Origin of the sequence: Streptococcus mutans, from assembly GCF_006739205.1 — a bacterium.
In the GTDB taxonomy this organism is placed as follows: Bacteria; Bacillota; Bacilli; order Lactobacillales; family Streptococcaceae; genus Streptococcus; species Streptococcus mutans.
The window spans coordinates 902542-925353 of the sequence record NZ_AP019720.1 but is presented as its reverse complement, the minus strand read 5'-3'; the positions used below and the strand labels follow the sequence as shown (position 1 = coordinate 925353).

Below are 22812 nucleotides of genomic sequence, written 5' to 3'. Positions count from 1 at the left end.
CTTATGCGTTTAATGGAGCCGGTGGGAGTCGAACCCACGTCCAAACATCTGCTAACCCATTTGTCTACAACTATAGGTTATGTGTTTATTTAACACCGTTACAATACATAACTCAAACTCTAACGATGCGAGTCAGTAGAACTCTTTTAGAACAGCCTGACTCAGTTCTAACGTAGCTTGTTAACAATAAGACCAATCAACAAACACAAGCAATTTGTTATTGATCACACAGGCTGGTTTTTAGGCAGCTACTGCGTAAGAATTTGTATTTTTTGCAGTTATATTTAACTGGCGTTTTACATCCGCTAGATGAGTCGCAAAATAGGTCTCATAATGCCTGTCGAATCCGTAACGACCCCAGTACATATTGTGTGAAAATAGTATAGCAAAATAAAGGAAAAATAGCAAAAAATATTTTAGATATGGTATCATAATACTATGAAAGTGAAATTAAGCAAACGTTATATTTTAATGCAAAAAATCATTCAGGCTTTAGGAATTTTAGCCTTAATTGCTTCAGTCATTTTAGTTATCTGGTTTTATAAATTAGGCATTTTAAATGACAGCAACGCTTTGAAGGATCTTGTACACCATCACAAAGTTTTAGGTCCTTTAATCTTTATTCTCGTTCAGATTTTCCAAATTGTTTTCCCTGTTATCCCAGGCGGCGTCACTACTGTTGCTGGTTTTCTTATTTTTGGTACTTGGCTTGGTTTCATTTTAAATTACATCGGTATTATTATTGGGAGTGTCTTACTCTTCCTTCTGGTAAAGTGGTTAGGTCGTAAGTTTATTTTGCTTTTTATGAAAGAAGATACTTTTTTCAAATACGAAGCCAAACTGGAAAGTGATACTTATGAAAAACTATTCATTTTTTGTATGCTTTCTCCTGTGTCGCCTGCTGATATTATGGTAATGATTACTGGTTTAACAAGCATGAGTCTTAAGCGCTTCACTGCTATTATGGTCATCACCAAACCATTGTCTATTATTTGTTATAGTTATTTCTGGATATACGGTAGTAAGTTACTAGAATTTTTATTTCATAAGTAAAAGCAGCTTTGATAGACTGCTTTTTTTATAATCATCAAAACTTTAAGTTAGTTAAAGTAAAAGCAAAAACGGCAATAAAAATATTTCTAAACTTCTGTTTGGATAATCTCAACCGAAAGGCAGTAGTTAGCTTATGCTTCTCTTGTCACATAGTCGATAAACATAATAGTTTTAAAATCTATTTAGTAACAAATAAGATTAATGTTCTTACTTTTGATGTTAACTAATAATAAGTCTGCAAAAATCGGGTATCAAAACTACTTTTTGTAAAAGCACCGCTTTCATCTTTACCTAATCCACCTTGAGGGAATCGAACCCCCATCTCAAGAACCGGAATCTTACGTGATATCCATTACACTAAAGGTGGGTAACACAATAATTATACCATAGTTTCATTAATTTAGCTGTAAATGTATGAAAATTTCCTTGAAATATAAAAACCCTTCTAAATCTTTTTTAAGATTTAGAAGGGAATAAAATTCAATTTCTACCCATTGATTATAGATTATAATTCAATATCACCAAACAAGTCAGCCATTGAGAATCCAGTTTGAGTTTCTGGAAGTTCGTAGTCACGTTTATCTTGACGTTTTTGACGACGAGGACGAGATTGACGTTTTTCTCCATTGCTTTCGTCCTGAGCTGGACGTTCTTCAAGCGCTTTGATGGAAAGTGAGACACGTTCATCAGCAGTATTAACATCAAGAACTTTGACAGTAACATCTTGACCGACTGAAAGAACATCCTTTGGATTTTCGACACGTTTGTGTGAAATTTGTGAAATATGAACCAAACCATCAATACCTGGAAGAACTTCAACAAAAGCGCCAAAGTCTGTCAAGCGTTTTACTTTGCCTTCGATAACATCACCAGCGGCAAGTTTTTGTTCAACACCATCCCATGGTCCAGGAGTTGTTGCTTTAAGAGACAGTGAAACTCGGCCTGCTTCTTCATCAATAGCAAGCACCTTCACTTGAATTTCTTCACCAACAGTGACGACTGATTTTGGTGAAACATTACGTTCATGCGATAATTCAGTAATATGAATAAGTCCGTCAACACCACCAAGGTCAATAAAAGCACCAAAACTTGTCAAACGAGCAACAGTACCAGTCACGATATCACCAACAGCAAGTCTTGAGAAGACTTCCTCACGCGCCTTTGCAGCTGCAGCTTCAACCACATCACGACGAGAAAGGATAAAGCGATTTTCTGAAGGATCAATTTCTTTGATTTTTGCTTCGAATTGCTGACCAACAAATTTTTCAGTATTGCGAACAAAACGGGTATCAATCATTGAAGCTGGAATAAAACCACGAAGTCCTTCAAATTCAACAGAAAGTCCACCCTTAACAGCACGTGTGCCCTTAACAGTCACAACGTCACCTTCACGACCAACAAGTTTGTCCCAAGCCTTGCGAGCTTCTAGGCGTTTTTTAGAGACAAGGAAAGTTACTGTATCAGTATCTTTACCAACAACTTGGCGAAGAACAAGCACCTCGACTTTATCACCAGCTTTGACAAAGTCATTAATGTCAGCATTACGATCATTGGTCAATTCGCGAAGTGTCAATACAGCTTCAACACCTGTCCCGTCAATAACAAGGTTTGCTTGTTCTCCATCTACAGTTAAGACTTCTGCAGTCACAACGTCGCCTGGATTTACTTCACTAACACTGTTTAGCAAATCTTCAAATTCATTCATTCTAAAAAAACCTCCGACAAGAAATAAACCCTCTTTATCTCTTGATAACAATATATTTCACAAGGTATCCCGCAAGGACAAACAACTAGACGCATATCTCTGACGGTCTTAGACTTGGTCTAATACCTCTGACTGGGGTAGCTGGATTCGAACCAACGCATGAGGGAGTCAAAGTCCCTTGCCTTACCGCTTGGCTATACCCCAAAATTAAATAATACAGACTCAAGAATAATTGGCAAAACTAAGTTGAACACAACCTAAAATCCTAGTGAAAAAGATAAACTTCCTAGCGTTGTAAACAACGGTTCATTAGTTTTCTATTTTCATACGGATTTTTTAACAATCTTTGTATCCTGAGTATGGAAGGGGAGGGATTCGAACCCCCGAACCCGAAGGAGCGGATTTACAGTCCGCCGCGTTTAGCCTCTTCGCTACCCTTCCAGTGACAACAAAAACTAGTTTATCATAATCTCCTGCTAAAATCAAGCGTTTTTCTATTTTTAGTGATTCAAATTATAGGTTTGAATGATAGCTTCAACAGCAGTTTCTAAATTTTTATGGAAATCAACAACTGCAGCATTTTTGATAACAGCAAACTTGTCATCAATCTCAGCAATCTCACCTACAAGTTTGTTTCCAATTGTTAATTGATAACCGACCATTTTTGTCCCATTTGCCTCAACTTGCTTGTCACTTATTTGAATTTCAATCTTCTTATCTTTTTTACGCATAACTTACCTCTCAAGTATTTTACACAAAAAAATAAAAGCTTGCAAGAGCAAGCTCGCTAATTATTTAGTCATCAACTTTATATATCCAGCCCTCTGGTGCTTTAACATCGCCGAATTGGATACCTGTTAACTCATCATACAATTTATGCGTTACAGGACCAACTTCCGTTTCACTGTAAAAGACATGGAAATCATCACCATGCTGTACACCTCCGATTGGTGAGATAACAGCTGCTGTACCGCAGGCTCCTGCTTCAACAAATTTATCTAATTCATCTACGCAGACATCGCCTTCAATGGCTTTCATGCCGAAACGATGTTCAGCTAAATAAAGCAGAGAATATTTGGTAACAGAAGGAAGAATGGACGGACTAAGAGGTGTAATAAACTCATTATCTTTAGTGATACCAAAGAAGTTAGCTGAACCGACTTCTTCAATCTTGGTATGCGTTGCTGGATCAAGATAAATAACATCTGAAAACTGGCATTCATGAGCAACCTTACCTGGCAAAAGACTCGCCGCGTAGTTCCCGCCAACTTTGGCAGCTCCTGTGCCATGTGGCGCAGCGCGGTCATAATCATCTTGAATAAGAAAATTCGTCGGAGCCAAACCACCTTTAAAGTAGTTACCTACTGGCATAGCAAAGATGGTAAAGATATATTCATCAGCTGGATGAACACCGATCACATCGCCGACACCAATCAAAAGTGGGCGAAGATAAAGCGTTGCCCCTGTACCATATGGTGGAACATACTCTTCATTGGCACGAACGACTTGTTTGGCAGCATCAATGAATTTGTCAGTTGGCACTTGCGGCATCAAGAGACGATCAGCTGTACGTTGTAAGCGCTCAGCATTCATATTAGGACGGAAAAGCTGAACAGATCCATCTTTTGTGCGGTAGGCTTTCAAACCTTCAAAAGCTTCTTGCCCATAATGAAGAGCTGGTGAGCTTTCAGAAATGTGGAGAGTCGCATCTTCTGTCAGTTTACCGTCATCCCATTTCCCATCTTTGTAGTAAGAAATATAGCGAAATGGAAGTTTGTGATATTCAAATCCTAAATTTTTCCAATCTAAATCTACTGTCATTTTAATACCTCTTTCCTCGTTTTTTTCTATTGTACGCTTTTTGCTAGAATTTTCAAGTATTTTTTCATAAAATTCTGAAAATTTCTTTAAAAGATAAAATGGAGCAGAATAAAAAGTCGTACAACTATGTAAGTATGACTTTCTATCCTATGTTTTTCTCCATCTTTCAATCTGTTTCCTTAAAAAATAACAAACCTTATCTATTGTTTAATGACTCCTGTCTTTTTGTAAGAAATGTTATCTTAAATTTTGATTTTTGCTGCATAGACTCCTTGATCAGAGATAGTATCTGAGATAAAGGAACCGTTGCTAGTCCGTTCTGATAGCGAGAGTTCAGCCAGATTAACTTCGTATTTTTCTAAACTTTGCGATTGAATTTCTAGAATTTCTTCTTGTCCTTGTTCACCTACAGTGGTAAATAGGTCAATCTCCCCTGCTGCTTCGGAAAAGACTGGTCCTGCCGCAAAAACACGATGAGGTTTACTCTTAAGCTCACGAAGTACTTGAAGCCCACGTTTAGCACGGCTAGTCACTGGGATAAGATTGGTTGACATCCGTTTGAGACTACCTCTTTGTGTCAAAATATAAATACTATCCGTATTGGCAATAAAGGCAGCAGCCAAAGAATCCCCCTCTTTGAGGTTAATAGCCTTAACCCCTGCTGCTTTAGGACCGACAATAGGTACTTCTTCAATATTGAAACGAAGCGCATAGCCTCTAGCAGTAATTAGCATCACATCATCTAATTTAATTGGTGAAATTCTGATAACTTGATCGTCATTACCTTTTAATTTAGCATATTTGACTGCTTTAGACTTATAACTCCGCCAAGGTGTCAAATCACGACGTTCAAACCGTTTAATTTGCCCCAGACGAGTTGCAGCATAATAGGTACCTTCTTCAAAATGATCCACTAAATCAACATAAAGAATTTCTTCATCCGTTGCAAAATTGGTAATGTTTTGGCTGAGGTGCTCACCGATTTCCTTCCAGCGGATATCAGCTAATTCATGAATCGGCCGATAAATAACATTGCCTAAATTAGTAAAAATCAGCAGTTCTTGTGTGGTCTTAGCATTCTGAATGAAGATGACATCATCATCATCACGCTTACCGAGTTCTTCAACTGTTGAAGCATTAAAGGAACGTGGACTTGTTCGTTTAATATAACCGCCGCGTGTGACACTGACATAGGTTTCTTCTTCCACAATCAGACTGGCTGTGTCAATTTCAATGGTTTGTGTCTCAGCCTGTAATTCACTCAAACGTGGATTGCCAAATTTCTTTTTGACTTCACGCAGTTCACGCTTCATAACATTATACATGGTGCGCTCATCACCAATAATAGCATTGAGAGTTGTAATACGTTCACGCAATTCAGCTTCTTCATTTTCCAAAGTAACAATATCGGTATTGGTCAAACGATACAGTTGCAAGGTGACAATAGCCTCTGCCTGTTCTTCTGAAAAGTCATAGCTAATCTTAAGATTTTCCTTGGCATCAGCTTTATTTTCCGAAGCTCGAATAAGTGCAATGACCTCGTCCAGGATGGAAATAACACGAATAAGCCCTTCAACAATATGGAGACGTTTTTCGGCTTTTTCCTTGTCAAATTTAGAACGTGCAACAATAATGTCTTTACGATGGGCGATATAGCTCGTTAACATTGGAATAATGCCAACTTGCCGCGGCGTATAATTATCGATAGCCACCATATTAAAATTATAGTTGATTTGCAAATCGGTGTATTTAAAAAGATAATTTAGAATCGTTTGCTCATCAGCATCTTTCTTGAGCTCGATAGCAATGCGCAGACCCTCACGGTCAGATTCGTCACGAACTTCGGCAATTCCAGGAACCTTATTGTTAAGACGAACATCATCAATTTTCTTAACTAGAGCTGCTTTATTGACTTCATAAGGAATCTCTGTCGCTACAATCTGCTTCTTCCCACCCTTAAGATTTTCAATTTCAGTGCGAGAGCGAACAACAACGCGTCCTTTACCTGTTTCGTAAGCTTTGCGAATTTCATCTTTACCTTGAATAATGGCTCCTGTTGGAAAATCGGGTCCAGGTAGAAATTCCATGAGTTTATCGAGCTTAGCTGATGGGTGATCAATAAGATAGACAACTGTATCAATTACTTCTGCTAAATTGTGCGGTGGAATATCGGTCGCATAACCCGCAGAAATCCCTGTTGCACCATTGACCAAGAGATTAGGAAAGGCCGCTGGCAAAACAGTTGGTTCTTTTTCGGTATCATCAAAGTTCCAAGCCCAAGCTACCGTATTCTTGTCAATATCTTGGAGCAAATAATCTGCAATCTCTGATAGGCGCGCTTCTGTATAACGCATGGCTGCTGGCGGATCACCGTCCATAGAACCGTTGTTCCCGTGCATTTCAATCAGGGTTTCGCGGTTCTTCCAATCCTGACTCATACGAACCATGGCATCATAAATTGAAGAATCCCCGTGCGGGTGGAAATTCCCCATAACATTACCGACAGACTTAGCTGATTTACGGTAACCTTTATCATATGTATTGCCATCTTTATTCATAGAATAAAGAATACGGCGCTGTACGGGCTTGAGACCATCGCGAATATCTGGCAAAGCCCGTTCTTGAATGATGTATTTGGAGTAACGACCGAAACGCTCTCCCATGATGTCCTCAAGGGACATGATTTGAATATTGGACATAATTAAGATACAAAGGGACGTTTCGGCTTGCCGAAAAATTTCGTAGAAAAATAGGAAATCTGACGAAGATGCTTCAGCATCTAGGAAGATTTATCTTTTTTCCTAGACATTTAGTCCCGTGTTCAGTTTTAAAGAATCAACTGAACTTTCCTTTCTTATTTTTTTTTCTAAATTTTGTAAGACTTTCCTAAGTGATGGAGGCACCAGAGAACATCTACACCACTCCATGACTCATTCTAATGTCTAAAATTTTTTGAATTCCCTCAAGTGACTAAATAACTTTTTATTATAGCGGAGACTTCCCAACTTGCTATTCCATATTTCCATAGATAAGTAGAGTTTCTAAACATTGTCTCTTCCTACCTATCTCACTTTTAACTATCTTTTTGAAAGATTCGATAATCCCAAACGCTTTAGATTTTCACTCGTGCAAATTTTCTAGCGGCTTTATACCTATCAAAAATTAATTCTTTATTTAAAGAGGCAATCAAATCCTTGTCATATTTGAATGAACTCTCTAAGTTGTTTTTATTAACTAATAAAAATTGGTAAAAATCTCCAAAAAAACCACCTCGCTCTTGGACATAAACAGGCACTCTAATAATAAGATTATAGGTATTCTTATCTTCAAAGGATTTCTTACCACTTTTTAATTTTATTTTATACTCTAATTGACATGTTCTATCAACTAAAATTGTAAAATCAACTTCATTTGCGCCAGCTGAAACTTTTTGAACACAGTCAGCTGATTGCTTTTTAGTATCATTAGTCAAATCAAGCAGTGGAACATCTTCAATGGGGGCTCCAGCAAAGCCTCTAGGATGATTAACAAACTTTTTATTCTTTCTGTCATAATGAAGCCATAACAATAAGCTTTCAAGCTCTTTACTTTCTCCATCTACTATAACGATTTTTAACTCTTGAAGTTTATCATATGTTTCAAAGAGGTCATAAAACTGAACAAAAGAATCAATAATTAAGCTTTGGACATCCCCTGATTTTATTATAGTCTTTTCCAATTGAAGATTTTTAATCAAATGTCCTTCTTGAAATATACTTTCATAAGCATAATAATTTATACTATCTCCATTGATAAGTGCGTCTGTATTGCCATTATTGTAAGCTATTAAAACAAATTTTTGGTTTTTATCATAAAAGCCACCGTCGTATTGGATATCTTGTATAAGGTAATCTTGCTTCTTAATATCGTATAACTCAATTTCAGTTATTGCCTGTGAAACACTTCTTTTATTTTCCACTGTCAAATGATTAAATATAAAATTTGAATAAACTTTTGGGTTTGAAATTATAGGTTCCTTCATGCCAGACTGATTATTTATATTTGAAATAACATTTCCAGATATTATAATCTTTTTACTATTATCAAAAATATTTTTACCAAAGTGAACAAAAAGCGGGCCAAGAACGCTAGGTATCAGAACTGAGAGCATTATCCACCAATTTTGTTGACTTAATAGTCCTACATTTCTGGTAAAAACGAGCAACAGTATCTTTATCGAAATGCCATAGTCCATCTTAAAACACTCCACTCTCTTCCAGCGTAAACTTAACGTTATCTTCAATCCATTTGCGGCGGGGTGGAACCTTGTCGCCCATGAGGACGTTGACGCGGCGTTCGGCACGCGCCAGATCTTCAATAGTCACACGGATAAGGGTACGATTTTCAGGATTCATGGTTGTTTCCCAGAGCTGGTCGGCATTCATTTCCCCCAGACCCTTGTAGCGCTGGAGCATAGCTCCTTTACCAAATTTTTTGCGGAGATCTTCTAACTCACCGTCTGTCCATGCGTATTCTACGACCTCTTTGGCTCCTTTACCTTTAGACATCTTGTAGAGAGGTGGTAAGGCGATGTAAACATGTCCTGTCTCCACCAATGGTCTCATGTAACGATAGAAAAAGGTTAAGAGCAGGGTCTGAATATGGGCTCCATCGGTATCGGCATCGGTCATGATAATGATTTTATCGTAATTAGAATCGTCAACCTTGAAATCAGGACCGGCACCAGCGCCTATGGTATAAATCATGGTATTGATTTCTTCGTTTTTAATAATATCATCCATTTTGGCCTTAGCGGTATTGAGTACCTTACCACGTAAAGGGAGAATAGCCTGAAACTTCCGATCGCGTCCTTGTTTGGCTGACCCACCGGCAGAATCTCCTTCGACCAGATAGAGTTCATTTTTTTTAGGGTTTTTAGATTGGGCTGGTGTGAGTTTTCCTGAAAGAAGACCTTTATCTTTCTTATTTTTCTTGCCATTTCTGCTATCGTCTCTGGCTTTACGGGCTGCTTCACGCGCTTCACGCGCTTTAATAGCTTTGCGGATAAGATTGGAAGCTAATTCACCATTTTCCATTAAGAAATAGGTCAATTGCTCTGACACCAAACCATCAACGATGGGACGGGCTAAGGGACTTCCCAACTTATCCTTGGTTTGCCCTTCAAATTGCAGGTGCTCTTCTGGAACAAGTATAGAAAGGACGGCAGATAAACCTTCACGGTAATCGGACCCTTCCAAATTCTTATCTTTTTCCTTGAGCAAACCTGTCTTTCTGGCATAATCATTCATAGCCTTGGTAATAGCAGATTTGAGTCCCGTTTCGTGCGTTCCGCCATCTTTGGTACGAACATTATTGACAAAAGAGAGAATATTGTCTGAGAAACCATCATTGTATTGCAGAGCAACTTCTACCTGAAAATCAGCTTCTTCCCCTTCAAAATAAATAACTGGTGTCAAGATTTCCTTGTCTTCATTAAGATATTCTACAAAGTCTTGAACCCCATTTTCATAATGAAAGGCAACATGTTCGGTCTCTTCTGATCTTTCATCTGTCAAGGTCAAAGTCACATTCTTAAGCAGAAAAGCGGACTCATTAAGTCTTTCAGCAATAGTATTATAAACAAAATTAGTCGTGGAGAAAATGCCGGCATCTGGCATAAAGGTGACCTTGGTTCCCGATTTTGACTTGGGAGCCTTGCCAACCTTCTCCAAGGTTGTTGCTGGTTTGCCACCATCTTCAAAACGTTGTTTGTAAACTATACCATCGCGTGTAATTTCAACTTCCAACCAACTGGACAGTGCATTGACAACAGAAGAACCCACACCATGCAAGCCTCCAGAAGTCTTATAGCCACCTTGTCCAAACTTACCGCCCGCATGAAGAACAGTAAAGATAACCTCAACAGTCGGAATACCCATAGCATGTTTACCTGTTGGCATCCCTCGTCCATGGTCAGCTACCGTTATACTGCCATCTTTGTTAATGATAACATCAATTTGATTACCAAAACCAGATAGAGCTTCATCAACAGCATTATCAACGATTTCCCAAACCAAATGGTGCAGGCCTGTCCCATCTGTTGAACCAATGTACATTCCCGGACGTTTACGAACGGCATCCAAACCTTCTAAAACCTGAATGGCATCATCATTATAATTATTAATATTAATTTTCTTTTTAGCCAAAGTTGACCTCCGATTATTTCATCTTTTTTATCTTACAAGTTTTTTAGAAATTTTGCAAAGTAATTTTTGAAAATCAAGAGATTTTCCTTAAAGGATTTGTTATAATAATTTTATGAAACTAATTATTTTGATAATTGCAGCCTATCTTCTAGGATCTATCCCAACAGGACTTTGGATTGGCAAATATTTTTACGGTAAAAATTTACGAGACTATGGCAGCGGCAATATGGGAACCACTAATACTTTTCGTGTCTTAGGCCCAAAAGCTGGGTTATTAACGTTTACAGTTGACTTTTTAAAGGGAACGCTGGCAACTCTGCTGCCCATGTGGTTAGGAGTAACCCATATTTCTCCTTTGCTGTTTGGTTTTTTTGCTATTTTAGGACACACTTTCCCTATTTTTGCTAATTTCAAGGGTGGTAAGGCTGTGGCAACTTCAGCAGGTATTTTATTAGGTTTTGCTCCTTTCTATCTTATTTTCCTTTTGTTCATTTTCTTCTTTACTCTTTATCTAACCAGCATGATTTCCTTATCAAGTGTCATTGCTGCCAGTATTGCTATTATTACCGTATTGATTTTTCCTGCTCTACACTTTCTTTTAAAAGACTATGATTTTCTGTTTGTCTTAATTGTTATTTCAGCAGGCAGTTTGATTATCATACGCCATCGTGAAAATTTGCTACGTATTAAAAATAAAACCGAAAGTTTAGTTCCTTTTGGTCTCAATATTACTAAACAAAAAACACATTAAAAAGAGTTCCCTCAATCGAAATAATTGAGGGAATTTTTACGCGTTTAAGAAATTAAGAAATAGTGATAGTCTTTATTTTTCTTTCCCATAAGCTTTACGATAGCTACTGTACAAGCCATAAGAAGTTAAGGAAAGGCCAGCTAAAATCACAAGAACAGAATTACAGCTGCCAGTTAATGGCAATTCTTGTTTTTCCTGATAGGAAGAAAATTTTTCTGCTAATGGAGCTGTCTGATGAAGAGCAGAGATTAGTAAGGATTGGTCTGCTCTCCAATTTTTTGAATAAGACAAGGTAATAACTTCTGACTTGTCTTGACCAGAGTCAAACCCCTTTTGAGGAACAGTGGCCTTGTTATCAGCAATTAATTGCAAATAATCAGGCTGTCCATCACCATCTGAGTCCTTGGTTGATGATATGGAAATGCTACGCGAATTAGGGTTAATCACTCGATATTGCGTCAAATTAGCACGAGATAGATAATCAGTGAAGATACTGTCCATAGATGGACCTTCTTCGCGGCTACCTCCCAACATGGTATAGCCATCACCGCCTGCTGCTAAAAAGTCATTCGTGACGAGATAGTAAATTTTTGTCAAATCCAGAGGCTGATAGGTCTTTGTTTCTGGATCTAAAATTGCAATATAAAGGATACGTTTTCTCGGTTCTAAGCTAGTATCATAGTAAACCTTAGCACCAGCAATTTGTAAGAAACCGCCGCTTGGCTCAAACAATGGCTGACCATTTTCGTCAAGAACAGACTTGCCTTTAGCATCTGCTTGTAAAATAGAACCTAGAGATTTGGTAAACATATCTTTGATATTCTGCCCTGTCGCGGCGACTTGCGCAACGCTATTACCAAAAGGCAAAACAGCAATAATATCTCCTTTGGTAATAGGCTTATCCTTGGCAATTGTTTCACGAAGACCACCGCCATTAGTAACAGCTAAATTGGACTTATGTGAAAAGCCCGTTTGTCCATAATCAAGCAAGGCATCTGCCACTGCATTCCCCAGATTTGTCTCACGAACACGCACATTCATGCGATCGCCATTGAGTTCAACTGGACTATTGGCAATTAAAATAGTAGAACTGTCAGCTTTATACTTAGTCTCAATCTGATCAACCATCATCTGCACATTGGGGTCAGCTGCTACTGTCTTGGCATCCTGAGCAGAAATCAACGCATTGCTTAGGATCTCCTTGGAATTGAGCTTAATCAGACCAACATTATTGAGATAACTTCCTGTTTGATTATAGGTCACATTGCCATAGGTTTGCGTTTTAGCTGTATGCGAATGACCATCAAGTACAATGACATTTTTACCAGCCAGCAGACTATTCTTAGCCAGTGCTTGAGCGAGACTGTCTCCGCGCCATTCTTCCTTGGTTGTTGTATCAACCCCTAGATGTCCCAAAATAATATAATTTTTATAAGTCTTTCCTTGCGCTCTAGCCTGTGCTTCGGTTTGAGCAATAACATTGTTAACCTCAGTAATCGGATCAGTAAAAGTCACACCCAGAACATTGCGCGGATGGGTTTTAGTGGCTGTTTCAGGTGTCGTGACACCAATAACAACATATTCATCCCCATCAATGTTTTTATTTTTGTCAATAACTGTAGAAGCTTGAAAAAGACGGACGCCATTGACATAAATATTAGAACTGATAATTGGAAAATCAAGTTTCTTGACCAAAGTCTTTAATTGATCTAAGCCAAAATCAAATTCATGATTGCCCACCGTCATGGCATCATAACCCGTAGCATTCATGAGAGCTACTGCATCTTCTCCCTTACTGTTATTGGTAATTGGCAGACCTTGGATAGCATCTCCGGAATCCAATAGCAAGGTAGTCCCTTTTTTTCTGGATTCAGCTGCAATTCCTGCTAATTTTGGCATGCCAATAACACCATTGCTGCTATCTTCTAAGAAACGCCCATGCATATCATTGGTGTGGAGAATGGTGGTTGTTGCTTCATCTGATACGCAATTAACAGCAGGTTTAGGGCTGCTGCTTGCTGAAGATGATGAGACTTCATCAGAATGACTATCTTCAAAAACTGATTTGGAATCATCAGCAGATTTTACTGCTGCAACAGAAGAAATTGCATCAGAGACCTGACTAGTCTCTTGTCCTGAGTCAGCCGTCTGTTCAGAAAAGGAAAGACTGCTTGATTGAGTACTGCTATCAGCAGATGGTTCCGTCGTTAAATCGTCTGCATGAACGTGTGCTGTTAAAATAGCACCAGATAAAAGCAAAGTTGATAAGACCGGTATAATAATTGCTTTCTTTTTCATCATATTCCTTACATTAGATATATCATTTTTTTAAATCGTTAAGAACTTATATTTATAACCCTTTTTGATAGTTTGCTTGGGTAGGCGGAATTTCTTTGATTAGATAAACTTTAACAAGTTCCCTGATGCGAAAATTCCAATCACTATGTTAAACCGAAGCTTCTGCACAATAAAATGTTTTGCCTCATTTATGCTTGATAAATCATTTCACCAGAACAGATGGTATATTTGACTTGACCCTTTAAGGTTTCACCAATAAAGGGTGAATTGGCGGCCTTAGAGGCAAAATGATTAGAAACCAGACGGTCCTCCTTATCCGCAAATATCACAAGATCAGCAGGACCATTTTCTGCTAAATAGCCAGCATCAAAATCATAAAGCTGTGCTGGATTGATGGTCATTTTGGCTAAGAAGTCCATCAAACTAAGATGTCCTGCTTCTACCAAATAAGTCAAGCCTAATGATAAAGAAGTTTCCAAGCCCGTCATTCCTGATGGCGCCTTAGTCACGTCTGCTACATTTTTTTCATCCGCATGATGGGGAGCGTGGTCTGTTGCGATGACAGAAATAACACCTGACTTGAGCCCTTCAATCACAGCCAGACGATCCGCCTCCAAACGAAGAGGAGGATTCATCTTAGCATTGGCTCCCTTTTCCAACAAAAGATTTTCTGTTTTGGAAAAATGCTGCGGTGCTGCTTCTGCTGTTACTTGAGTGCCTAATTTTTGTGCAAATTCAACCACTTTGACAGACTCTGCCTTGGATAAATGCTGAATATGGATATGAGCCTGCCTATCGTAAGCAATCATGACATCACGCGCAATCATACTGTATTCTGCAACGCCTGTTGCTCCACAGATTTTAAAACGTTCTTTGGCAATTTTTTCATTAAAACCTAAAATGCCATTTAACTCTGGATCTTCTTCATGCAGACTAATAAAAGTGTCATTCTTCTTGGCCAAATCCAGAGCTTCCTTGACAACCTTAGAACTTGTCAAAGGAATGCCATCATCCGAAAATCCAACTGCTCCTGCTTTTAAAAGTGTTTCAAAATCAGTCAAATGCTGACCATCAAAATGCTTCGTAATGGTAGCTACTGTTTTAATATGAATATTTTCTTTAGCGGCGCTTTCTAAAACTTCTGTCAGAGTTGCCACATCAGAAATAGTCGGTGTGGTATTAGCCATCATAACAACTGTCGTTACTCCGCCAGCTGCTGCTGCCAAAGCTCCTGTATGAATATCTTCCTTATGGGTTTGGCCAGGTTCACGAAAATGAACATGAACATCAACCAAACCAGGTGCTACAACAAGACCTTCTGCATCGATAACCTGAGCATCCACAGACTCAATATTTTCTGCAATCTTGACGACCTTTTCACCATCAAGCAAAACATCTAATACCCGATCAAGACCAGACTTAGGATCAAGAACACGGCCATTTTTTATAAGTAACATAACATCTCCTTATTTAAGCCAATCAATGGGTTCTAAACCTTGTGCCACTAAAAAATGATTTGTCTGTGAGAAAGGTTTACTGCCAAAAAATCCTCGGTGAGCAGACAAGGGGCTAGGATGGGGCGATTCAATAATATGGTGAATGGAATTGGTAATAAGTGCCTTTTTCTTACGTGCAAAACCACCCCAAAGAATAAAGACAACCGGTGTCTCTTTTTGATTAACAACCTTAATAACGGCATCCGTAAAAGGTTCCCAGATACCATTGGCATGGGCATTAGCCTGATGTTCAGGAACCGTTAAGCTAGCATTTAACAAAAGCACACCTTGCTTGGCCCAAGAGGTCAAATCATGACTTTGTTTTTGTCCAATATCATCTGCCAGTTCCTTTAAAATATTTTGGAGAGATGGCGGAGCAGGCACTTGATCGGGTACAGAAAAAGATAATCCCTGTGCCTGATTGGGTCCGTGATAAGGATCCTGACCAATAATAACAACCTTAACCTTATCCAAAGGTGTGGTCTGAATGGCATTAAAGACCTTATCTCTAGGTGGATAAATAACACCTTGCGCATACACTTCATTCATAAAATGATTAATCTGAGCAAAATAGCCTTCTGGAAGTTCTTTCTTAATCAAATCATGCCAAGCTGAATGTTCCATACATTTCTCCTTACTAAGTTAATCAATAAACACTGAGTTTTGCTTCCAAATGATTTTGAAACATTTCAAACAAAAAACAAAGAAGCCAATAAATAAAAGCAATCAAAATATACATAGACATGTAATCATACTCGCGGCCACCGATAATTTTCGCATTTTGAAAAATATCCGGTACTGTAATCATAGCCGCTAATGAAGAGCTTTTGAGTATATCCAACATAACATTTCCCAAAGGCGCAATAGCAATCCGAAAAGCTTGCGGTAAAATAATACTTTTTAAAATGGATGTCATAGGCAAACCAAGAGCCCTTGCTGCTTCCCATTGTCCCTTATCTACTGCTGAGATAGAAGCTCGAAATATTTCAGATATGTAGGCGGCACTGACTGCGCTAAAACCAATATAGGCACAAAGCAAGGCAGGCAGCTGCACCTCAAAATAAGGCAGACCAAAATAAAGGACAAATAAAACGACAAGCATGGGAACACCACGCATGATAGAAATATATATCCGCGCCAAGGACCTAAGCCAAGAATTCTGAGACATCCTCAGGAAAGAAATAAAGATTCCCAAGAGGCAGCCTGTCAGAAAACTAAGAACTGAAATACCTAAGGTATATGGAATGCCTGTCAAAACAAAGGATAAACTTTTGATGATCAGATGAAAATTAATAAACATTACATCTATCCTTATCTTTCTATCTAGGGCTGAAATAGCTGAAAAGCATCACGCACCTATCAAACCTATTGTAACAAATTTTCAAACAGCATTCCAGTTACGAAAAAAGACAAAACTAAAGCGATCTCTTGAAAAGAGATCGCCTGCTATTAATCAATGTCAGAAATATCAATTTTTTTATAGCTATTATGATGTTTTTTAGTGACGTCTTCTCCTTGGAAAAACTTCTTAGATAGCTTGGTTAGGGTGCCATCTTTGCGCATGTCTTTCACAGCCTTATTGATTTTCTTTTGCAGTACTTTGTTTTTCAAAGACAATGTAAAACTAGTGCTGTAAGGATTGGCATAAAGTCCTTGGTTTATTTTGATAGCGTATTTGTCTTTGACTGCTGCAACAGCTATCTTTTGCAGATAATAATCATTGATAATGACATCTGTACGACCATTAACTAAATCTTTCATATAAACATCGTTGGTGACATTATCATAAACAACTAATTTTGCTCCTAATTTTTTAGCAATCTTCATATAATTAGTGCTGGCAGCTCCGGCAGCTTTTTTTCCCTTAATGTCTGACCAAGAATGAATACCTGAATCATCTTTAGAGCGGACAACCATTGACGTAAAAGAATATTTATAGGGAGAGGTTCTCAAAAACTTACTGATATTTTTGTTGCCGTCTTCTAGGGAATAATTAGCAACATCGATCTGACCGCTCTTGATGGCTGTCAGCATACCATCAACACCCATTTCAGTAAACTGAACTTTCAATCCCAAACGTTTTCCTATTTCTTTTAGAATTTCAACATCATAACCTGTCAATTTATTATGATCATCATGATAAGATTGCGGATAAAGCGTTCCTGCAGTAGCAATTTTAAGCATTCCTCTCTTATTTATCTTATCCCAATTCCTCTGTCCAGAATCGGAAAGATTGGAACAAGCAACTAGAAAAACAGCCGCTAGCAAGAGGCTAAAAGTCATGAAAAAATGCTTTTTCATTATGTATTTTCTCCTTAAATAAAATCAAGTATTTTGCAAGTTTGAAAAGGCTTACTTTGCGAAAATACACTTTTCTCAGAAATTTTTCAAGTATTTTGTCTGCAATCTTCCCGCTTAGACAAAAAGTGACTGCTCCTCAAATGACTGTGCAAGAGCTAAAAGCAAATCTTCTCTGCCTTTAGCAGCTGTCAATTGAACACCAAGTGACAGACCCTGCTTATCTCGATAAAGCGGTAGAGAGATGGCGGGCTGTCCTGTTAGATTGGCCTGCTGTGTAAAGGGCGTCCAAGCTAAACTGTCAGCAAACATCTCCCAAATGAGCTCTTGCTGGCAATTCCTATCAAAATCAGCTATATGCTTTAATTTATTTTCTAAGGTACTTGACAATTGAAATTGATCGTGTTTAGGTGCAACTTCAGCTGTTGTCGGTGTTAGAATAAGATCATACTTTTCATGAAAGACAGCCATGCGATGACTGTATTGATCCCATTGATTGAGTATCTTAGAATAAGATTTGGCAGGAATCTTTTGACCGGATTGATAGAGTGCCCAAGACATGACCTCCATATCATCCAGTGTCAAAAGGCGTCCCAAGGAAGCGGCAAGCTCGTCAAACATGGCAGCCGTTTCGACACTATTCATAATATAGTAGGACTTCATGGCCTCTATACCATTTAAAGGTTGTGACACTTCTTCTACCCTATGACCCGCTGCTTCCAGAAATTTAACCGTTTGCTGAACGGCAGAAATAGCTGAGCGAGAAATACGACTAGCAATAGGCGAATCAAACAATACGGCTATTTTCAGTTTTTTCTTCAAAGGCTGTTCCAGCGATTCTTTGGATAAGGTCGGCAAAACAAAGGGACTTTCCATCTGACAGGTCTGAAGATAATAAAGCAGCCGCTTGGTATCACGCACCGTCTTGGTCAGGGCAAACTGAACAGAGGCGCCCTGCCAGCCTCTAAAAGAAGTGGGTCCAACTGGAATGCGACCACGTGTTGGTTTCAGACCAATAAGACCATTAAAAGAAGCAGGAATCCGAATGGAGCCACCACCATCGCTGGCAGCCGCTAAAGGCACAACATCTGAGCTAACCAAGGCTGCGGCGCCACCACTGGAGCCACCCGCATTGCGGCTGACATCATCAGGCAAATTGACCTGACCATGCAAACTAGAGTCACTAATATTCTTAAAACCAAACTCTGGTGTATTGGTGCGACCAAGAATAATAAAACCCAAGGCTTCTAAGCTTTTGACATAGTTGTCAGAATGACTGGCACGATAATTAGCCAGTAGACGAGAGCCTGATGTTGATAATTCCCCAGCCTGTTCCTGTCCTAAATCTTTGAGAAAGAGAGGAACACCTGCAAAAGGTTTTCCTGTGAAATCGCGTTCCCGCGCTTCTTGCAAAGCTCTTTCATAGCGTTGACTGACGATAGCATTTAAGGAAGGATTATGCTTTTCAGCTTTTTCAATCGTCCATTTTACTAGTTCTCTAGGAGAAACGTCTTTTTGCTTCACTGCATTGGCCATAGCTGTTGCATCTGGAAATTGCATCTTATGCTCCTTTCGTCTAATTCATGAAGGGATTCTTTTCCTATCCAATGATTTGTTTATTAGCCCTGCGTCAATTGACTGCTTTCCAATACCATATTTTTCAATTCATTCTCCGTTAATTCTGTTTCGTTAACCAAAACTGTAAGCCAGTGTTTCTTATTCATATGATAGGCTGGAATCACACCTTTAGTTTCTAGCATATTTTCTACCTGTTCTGGTTTGAGCTTAAGATTTAGAAGGAGATTACCATCTTTTTCTGTTACTAAAGCCAGCATCTTTTGATTACGCCTATGTCGAATGACGGGCGTGTACTTGCTTTTTTCTCGGGTAAAAGGATAGACTTCCTCAGCTCCCGTTACATCCAACAGCCAATCTAAAAGCTGACGTTTTGTGAATTTCATACCAAGCACCTCCTTGATTAAATAGCAAAAGAGAGGTTAAGGTCACATCCTTAGCCTCTTTATCTTCTTTTCAATCTGTCCAAGCTTTTGACCTTCCATAAACTTTTTAGAAACTGTGGTCCATCTGCATTGACACAGATTTAAACCTTGACAGTCATAAGATGTCTCCTTGATTATGCTCTGCCCACCAAATCCATTTGAGCTTGGGCAATTACATGACCTTCAATTGCATGTAAGAGTTCATTAAGATAGAAACCCGCATTAAGAGATAAGTCATCATCAAGCGCATAGACAGTAAGGGTATAGTGATGATCTTTGTCTGGCGGATAAGGGCCAAGGTAACCATCGTACATATCAGAATAATCAGTTGTTAGGAACTTGCTGACCAGACTGTTTTTCCCCTTTAAATGCTTTTGATCTTGTCTTGCAAAATCCTCTGAAATAACAGTGACATCTGTTGGTACATTAGCAACAGTCCAATGAATATAGGCAAAACCGCAAACAGGAATAGAATCATAATCTACCAAAGTCCAAGCTAAGGTTTTAGCATTCTCTGGAATGTCTACAATTTCAAAAGGAAAAGATTTAACAGCATAACCTTTATTAGTTTCACTTGCTTTTTTAGCATAAGCATCAGGGATAATATGATTTTTAAATGGCACATGAATTTTCATCAGAAACCTCCTTTATTAAGATACAAAGGCGTAAAACGACACACCGCAAAATAGGAAAGCTGACGAAGATGCACCAGCATCTAGGCAGTCTTTATCTTTTTGCACAGTGTCGTAGCCGTGTTCAGTTTATTAACGTTTTAATGGCACTTTTAGATTATTACTCAAATAAGAAAAAGGGAAAATTCCATCTATAATGTCCTACCTTTTTGATATTATTTTAGTCTTGCCAAGTCTCTTGGTTTTCTTTAAATTTCTTGAGCAGGGTTAAACCGTCTGCATCAATATAGCCTTGTACCTTAGCAACTTTAATCAGTTCGCTGTAGTTTGACAAAGTCACCAATTTCACACTAGCCTTTTCAAAATTGGCTGTTGCTTTTGGTAATTCGTAGGTAAAAATGGCAACCACACCAAGCACGTCAGCACCTTCACGTTGCGCAGCTGCCACGGCATCCAGTACAGAGCCACCTGTTGAAATCAAATCTTCAATGATGACCATTTTTTGTCCCTTAGTCACACGACCTTCAATTTGATTACCTGCACCATGATCTTTTGGTTTGCTGCGAATATAAGCAAAGGGTAAATTCATCTTATCTGCAATAATAGCACCATGAGGAATCCCTGCTGTTGCTGTTCCTGCAATAACTTCTACCTCAGGAAATGCTTCCTTGATGGTTTCCACAAAACCATTTTCAATCAAAGTACGTGTTTCAGGATAAGAAAGCGTGATGCGATTGTCTGTGTAAATGGGTGATTTAATGCCAGATGCCCAAGTAAAAGGTTCTTCTGGCTTAAGATATACGGCCTTGATATCTAGTAAATCACGAGCAATGTCTTTTGCTAATGTCATAATTATTCTCCTTTATTTCTTCAGTTCTACCAATAAAACCAAGAACTTTCAATTTCATTCCTTTAGTAATTTTTTACTAATTCCTACTTGATAAGTCTCCCTAGCCATTCCATTCAGCTTTAATCGCTTGATAGGCGGCTATTGGCTCCTCTGCTCGCGTGATAGGGCGTCCTAGCACGATATAGTCTGAACCAATGGTACGTGCGTCTGCTGGTGTCATGATGCGTTTTTGGTCACCAATGGCAGAGCCCGCTGGACGAATACCCGGTGTTAGACAGACAAAATCATTCGACGTGGCTGATTTGATGGCATCCACTTCATGAGCAGAGCAGACAACTCCATCAAGACCAGCTTCCGCAGTCTTCTTGGCATAATGAACAACTGACTCCGCTAAGCTGGTTTGAATGTTTTGGAAATCATGCATCTGTTCTTCAGACGTTGAAGTTAATTGGGTCACCGCGATCAGTTTTGGACCTTTTCCCAAACCTTCACGCGCTGCCTTCATCATTTCAACACCGCCAGCCGCATGAACATTAGTCATATCTACACCAAGATCAGATAGCACCTTCATAGCTGATTTGACCGTATTGGGAATATCATGCAATTTTAAATCAAGAAAGACCGAATGGCCAAGACCTTTCACATAGCGCACAATCTCTGGACCGACAGCATAATAGAGTTCCATACCAATTTTAACATAAAGTTTCTCTTCTGGTGGGAATTGTGCTAAGAAGGATTTCACATCATCAAAAGAAGGAAAATCAAGAGCAATTAAGGGACGGGGTTCACGCATTTCTAACATCCTTTCTGAGTTGTTCAAGCGTTTCAATACCATATTTATCCATAACCTTAGGTAAGTCTTCAATGATATTAGGACAGGCAAAGGGGTCTGTAAAATTAGCTGTCCCAACAGCTATCGCCGAGGCACCAGCTATCATCATTTCTAAGGCGGCTTCAGCTGAATCAACACCACCCATACCAATGATTGGCAACTGAGACGACTGAGCCACTTGATGAATTAATTTGAGAGCTACTGGAAAGACTGCTGGACCACTCATACCACCTGTACCATTGGCAATGATAGGTTTTTTAGTCTTTAAATCAAAACGCATACCAACCAAAGTGTTGATCATGGTAAAGCCAGTCGCTCCAGCAGCTTCAACTGCCTTAGCAACAGTTGTAATATCGGCAACACTAGGTGTCAGCTTAACATAAACGGGTACCTGAGAAGCCTCAACAGCAGCTTTAACTGCAGCATAAGTTAGTTCTGGCACCTGTCCAACAAGCAGGCCATGATTCCCGTGGTCAACGTTAGGACAGGAAATATTAAGCTCAATAGCCTTGACATTTGGTGCCTGTGAGATTTTTTCAGACACATAAGCATATTCTTCATTGGAAAAACCAGCAACATTGGCAATAATTGGTAAATCTGGGTAATGCTCTGCCAGCCAAGGCAATTTTTGAGCAATGACAGCATCAACACCCGGATTTTGCAGACCAATGGCATTGAGCATTCCTGAAGGGGTTTCTGCAACACGTGCTGTGGGATTTCCAAAGCGCGGCTGCTGGGTCGTTGCCTTAATCATGATAGAACCCAATTTATTTAAGTCATAATATTTAGCATATTCTTGACCAAAGCCAAAACAGCCTGAGGCTGGAATGATAGGATTTTTCAAATCCAAGCCCGGCAATTTAAGAGCAAGTCTATTTGTCATATCAGCCT

19 protein-coding genes, 3 tRNA genes and 1 other RNA gene are annotated in these 22812 nt (G+C 39.0%); 2 read left to right on the top strand and 21 right to left on the bottom strand.

Features of this window, described 5'->3' with window-relative positions; translation table 11 throughout:
• Window positions 1–10 precede the first annotated feature (10 nt).
• Window positions 11–359: a transfer-messenger RNA gene (gene ssrA, locus FNL60_RS04830) on the bottom strand.
• Window positions 360–438: 79 nt separating this feature from the next.
• Here ssrA and FNL60_RS04825 point away from each other — a divergent pair.
• Window positions 439–1053, top strand: coding sequence for a TVP38/TMEM64 family protein (locus FNL60_RS04825; protein ID WP_002266815.1), 615 nt, complete (start codon window positions 439–441; stop codon window positions 1051–1053).
• 295 nt (window positions 1054–1348) lie between these two features.
• Here FNL60_RS04825 and FNL60_RS04820 read toward each other — a convergent pair.
• The 9 genes from FNL60_RS04820 to parE form a co-directional block, all read right to left on the bottom strand.
• A tRNA-Arg gene (locus FNL60_RS04820) sits at window positions 1349–1420 on the bottom strand.
• Between the two features lie 138 nt (window positions 1421–1558).
• Window positions 1559–2758: a 30S ribosomal protein S1 gene (gene rpsA, locus FNL60_RS04815; protein ID WP_002280278.1), complete on the bottom strand. Its 1200-nt coding sequence runs from the start codon at window positions 2756–2758 to the stop codon at window positions 1559–1561.
• A 132-nt stretch (window positions 2759–2890) separates the two neighbouring features.
• Window positions 2891–2962: transfer RNA gene (locus FNL60_RS04810), tRNA-Gln, on the bottom strand.
• 156 nt (window positions 2963–3118) lie between these two features.
• Window positions 3119–3199 (bottom strand) — tRNA-Tyr (locus FNL60_RS04805).
• 59 nt (window positions 3200–3258) lie between these two features.
• Window positions 3259–3489 (bottom strand): DUF2969 family protein, encoded by a 231-nt coding sequence (locus FNL60_RS04800; RefSeq protein WP_002268586.1) that lies wholly within the window; start codon window positions 3487–3489, stop codon window positions 3259–3261.
• Window positions 3490–3553: 64 nt separating this feature from the next.
• Window positions 3554–4609, bottom strand: a complete 1056-nt coding sequence (locus FNL60_RS04795; RefSeq protein WP_226718624.1) for a branched-chain amino acid aminotransferase — start codon at window positions 4607–4609, stop codon at window positions 3554–3556.
• 212 nt (window positions 4610–4821) lie between these two features.
• The gene (parC, locus tag FNL60_RS04790) at window positions 4822–7278 is read right to left on the bottom strand and encodes a DNA topoisomerase IV subunit A (RefSeq protein ID WP_002279652.1); all 2457 of its coding nucleotides are present in this window, start codon (window positions 7276–7278) and stop codon (window positions 4822–4824) included.
• 413 nt (window positions 7279–7691) lie between these two features.
• Window positions 7692–8813: a hypothetical protein gene (locus FNL60_RS04785; RefSeq protein ID WP_002267492.1), complete on the bottom strand. Its 1122-nt coding sequence runs from the start codon at window positions 8811–8813 to the stop codon at window positions 7692–7694.
• Window position 8814: 1 nt separating this feature from the next.
• The gene (parE, locus tag FNL60_RS04780; RefSeq protein WP_002280378.1) at window positions 8815–10764 is read right to left on the bottom strand and encodes a DNA topoisomerase IV subunit B; all 1950 of its coding nucleotides are present in this window, start codon (window positions 10762–10764) and stop codon (window positions 8815–8817) included.
• 112 nt (window positions 10765–10876) lie between these two features.
• On the opposite strand from parE, the gene plsY reads away from it, so the two are divergent.
• A complete protein-coding gene (gene plsY / locus FNL60_RS04775) occupies window positions 10877–11515 on the top strand; it encodes a glycerol-3-phosphate 1-O-acyltransferase PlsY (RefSeq protein WP_002280377.1) in 639 nt (212 codons plus the stop codon).
• Window positions 11516–11587: 72 nt separating this feature from the next.
• Here the strand turns inward: plsY and nt5e are convergent, their stop codons facing one another.
• The 11 genes from nt5e to FNL60_RS04715 all read right to left on the bottom strand — a co-directional run bounded on the left by nt5e (window position 11588) and on the right by FNL60_RS04715 (window position 22804).
• On the bottom strand, window positions 11588–13813 hold the full coding sequence (nt5e, locus tag FNL60_RS04770) for a cell surface ecto-5'-nucleotidase Nt5e (protein WP_002280376.1): 2226 nt from the start codon (window positions 13811–13813) through the stop codon (window positions 11588–11590).
• Window positions 13814–14001: 188 nt separating this feature from the next.
• On the bottom strand, window positions 14002–15270 hold the full coding sequence (locus tag FNL60_RS04765; RefSeq protein ID WP_002280375.1) for a dihydroorotase: 1269 nt from the start codon (window positions 15268–15270) through the stop codon (window positions 14002–14004).
• Between the two features lie 9 nt (window positions 15271–15279).
• Window positions 15280–15933 carry a uracil-DNA glycosylase gene (locus FNL60_RS04760; RefSeq protein ID WP_002263271.1) on the bottom strand — a complete coding sequence of 218 codons (654 nt, stop codon included), beginning with the start codon at window positions 15931–15933 and terminating at the stop codon, window positions 15280–15282.
• 22 nt (window positions 15934–15955) lie between these two features.
• Window positions 15956–16609: an amino acid ABC transporter permease gene (locus tag FNL60_RS04755; protein WP_002267495.1), complete on the bottom strand. Its 654-nt coding sequence runs from the start codon at window positions 16607–16609 to the stop codon at window positions 15956–15958.
• Window positions 16610–16758: 149 nt separating this feature from the next.
• Window positions 16759–17610: a transporter substrate-binding domain-containing protein gene (locus FNL60_RS04750; protein WP_002271850.1), complete on the bottom strand. Its 852-nt coding sequence runs from the start codon at window positions 17608–17610 to the stop codon at window positions 16759–16761.
• A 114-nt stretch (window positions 17611–17724) separates the two neighbouring features.
• Window positions 17725–19167: an amidase gene (locus FNL60_RS04745; protein WP_002280374.1), complete on the bottom strand. Its 1443-nt coding sequence runs from the start codon at window positions 19165–19167 to the stop codon at window positions 17725–17727.
• 59 nt (window positions 19168–19226) lie between these two features.
• The gene (locus FNL60_RS04740) at window positions 19227–19568 is read right to left on the bottom strand and encodes an MmcQ/YjbR family DNA-binding protein (RefSeq protein WP_002263275.1); all 342 of its coding nucleotides are present in this window, start codon (window positions 19566–19568) and stop codon (window positions 19227–19229) included.
• Between the two features lie 173 nt (window positions 19569–19741).
• Window positions 19742–20242, bottom strand: coding sequence for a YbhB/YbcL family Raf kinase inhibitor-like protein (locus FNL60_RS04735; protein ID WP_002265064.1), 501 nt, complete (start codon window positions 20240–20242; stop codon window positions 19742–19744).
• 217 nt (window positions 20243–20459) lie between these two features.
• Complete coding sequence (pyrE, locus tag FNL60_RS04725) at window positions 20460–21089, bottom strand: orotate phosphoribosyltransferase (protein ID WP_002263221.1); 630 nt, start codon at window positions 21087–21089, stop codon at window positions 20460–20462.
• Between the two features lie 100 nt (window positions 21090–21189).
• Window positions 21190–21882, bottom strand: a complete 693-nt coding sequence (pyrF, locus tag FNL60_RS04720) for an orotidine-5'-phosphate decarboxylase (RefSeq protein WP_002271691.1) — start codon at window positions 21880–21882, stop codon at window positions 21190–21192.
• Window positions 21875–22804 carry a dihydroorotate dehydrogenase gene (locus FNL60_RS04715; RefSeq protein WP_002279980.1) on the bottom strand — a complete coding sequence of 310 codons (930 nt, stop codon included), beginning with the start codon at window positions 22802–22804 and terminating at the stop codon, window positions 21875–21877. Before FNL60_RS04715 ends, pyrF begins: the two co-directional genes overlap by 8 nt.
• Window positions 22805–22812 lie beyond the last annotated feature (8 nt).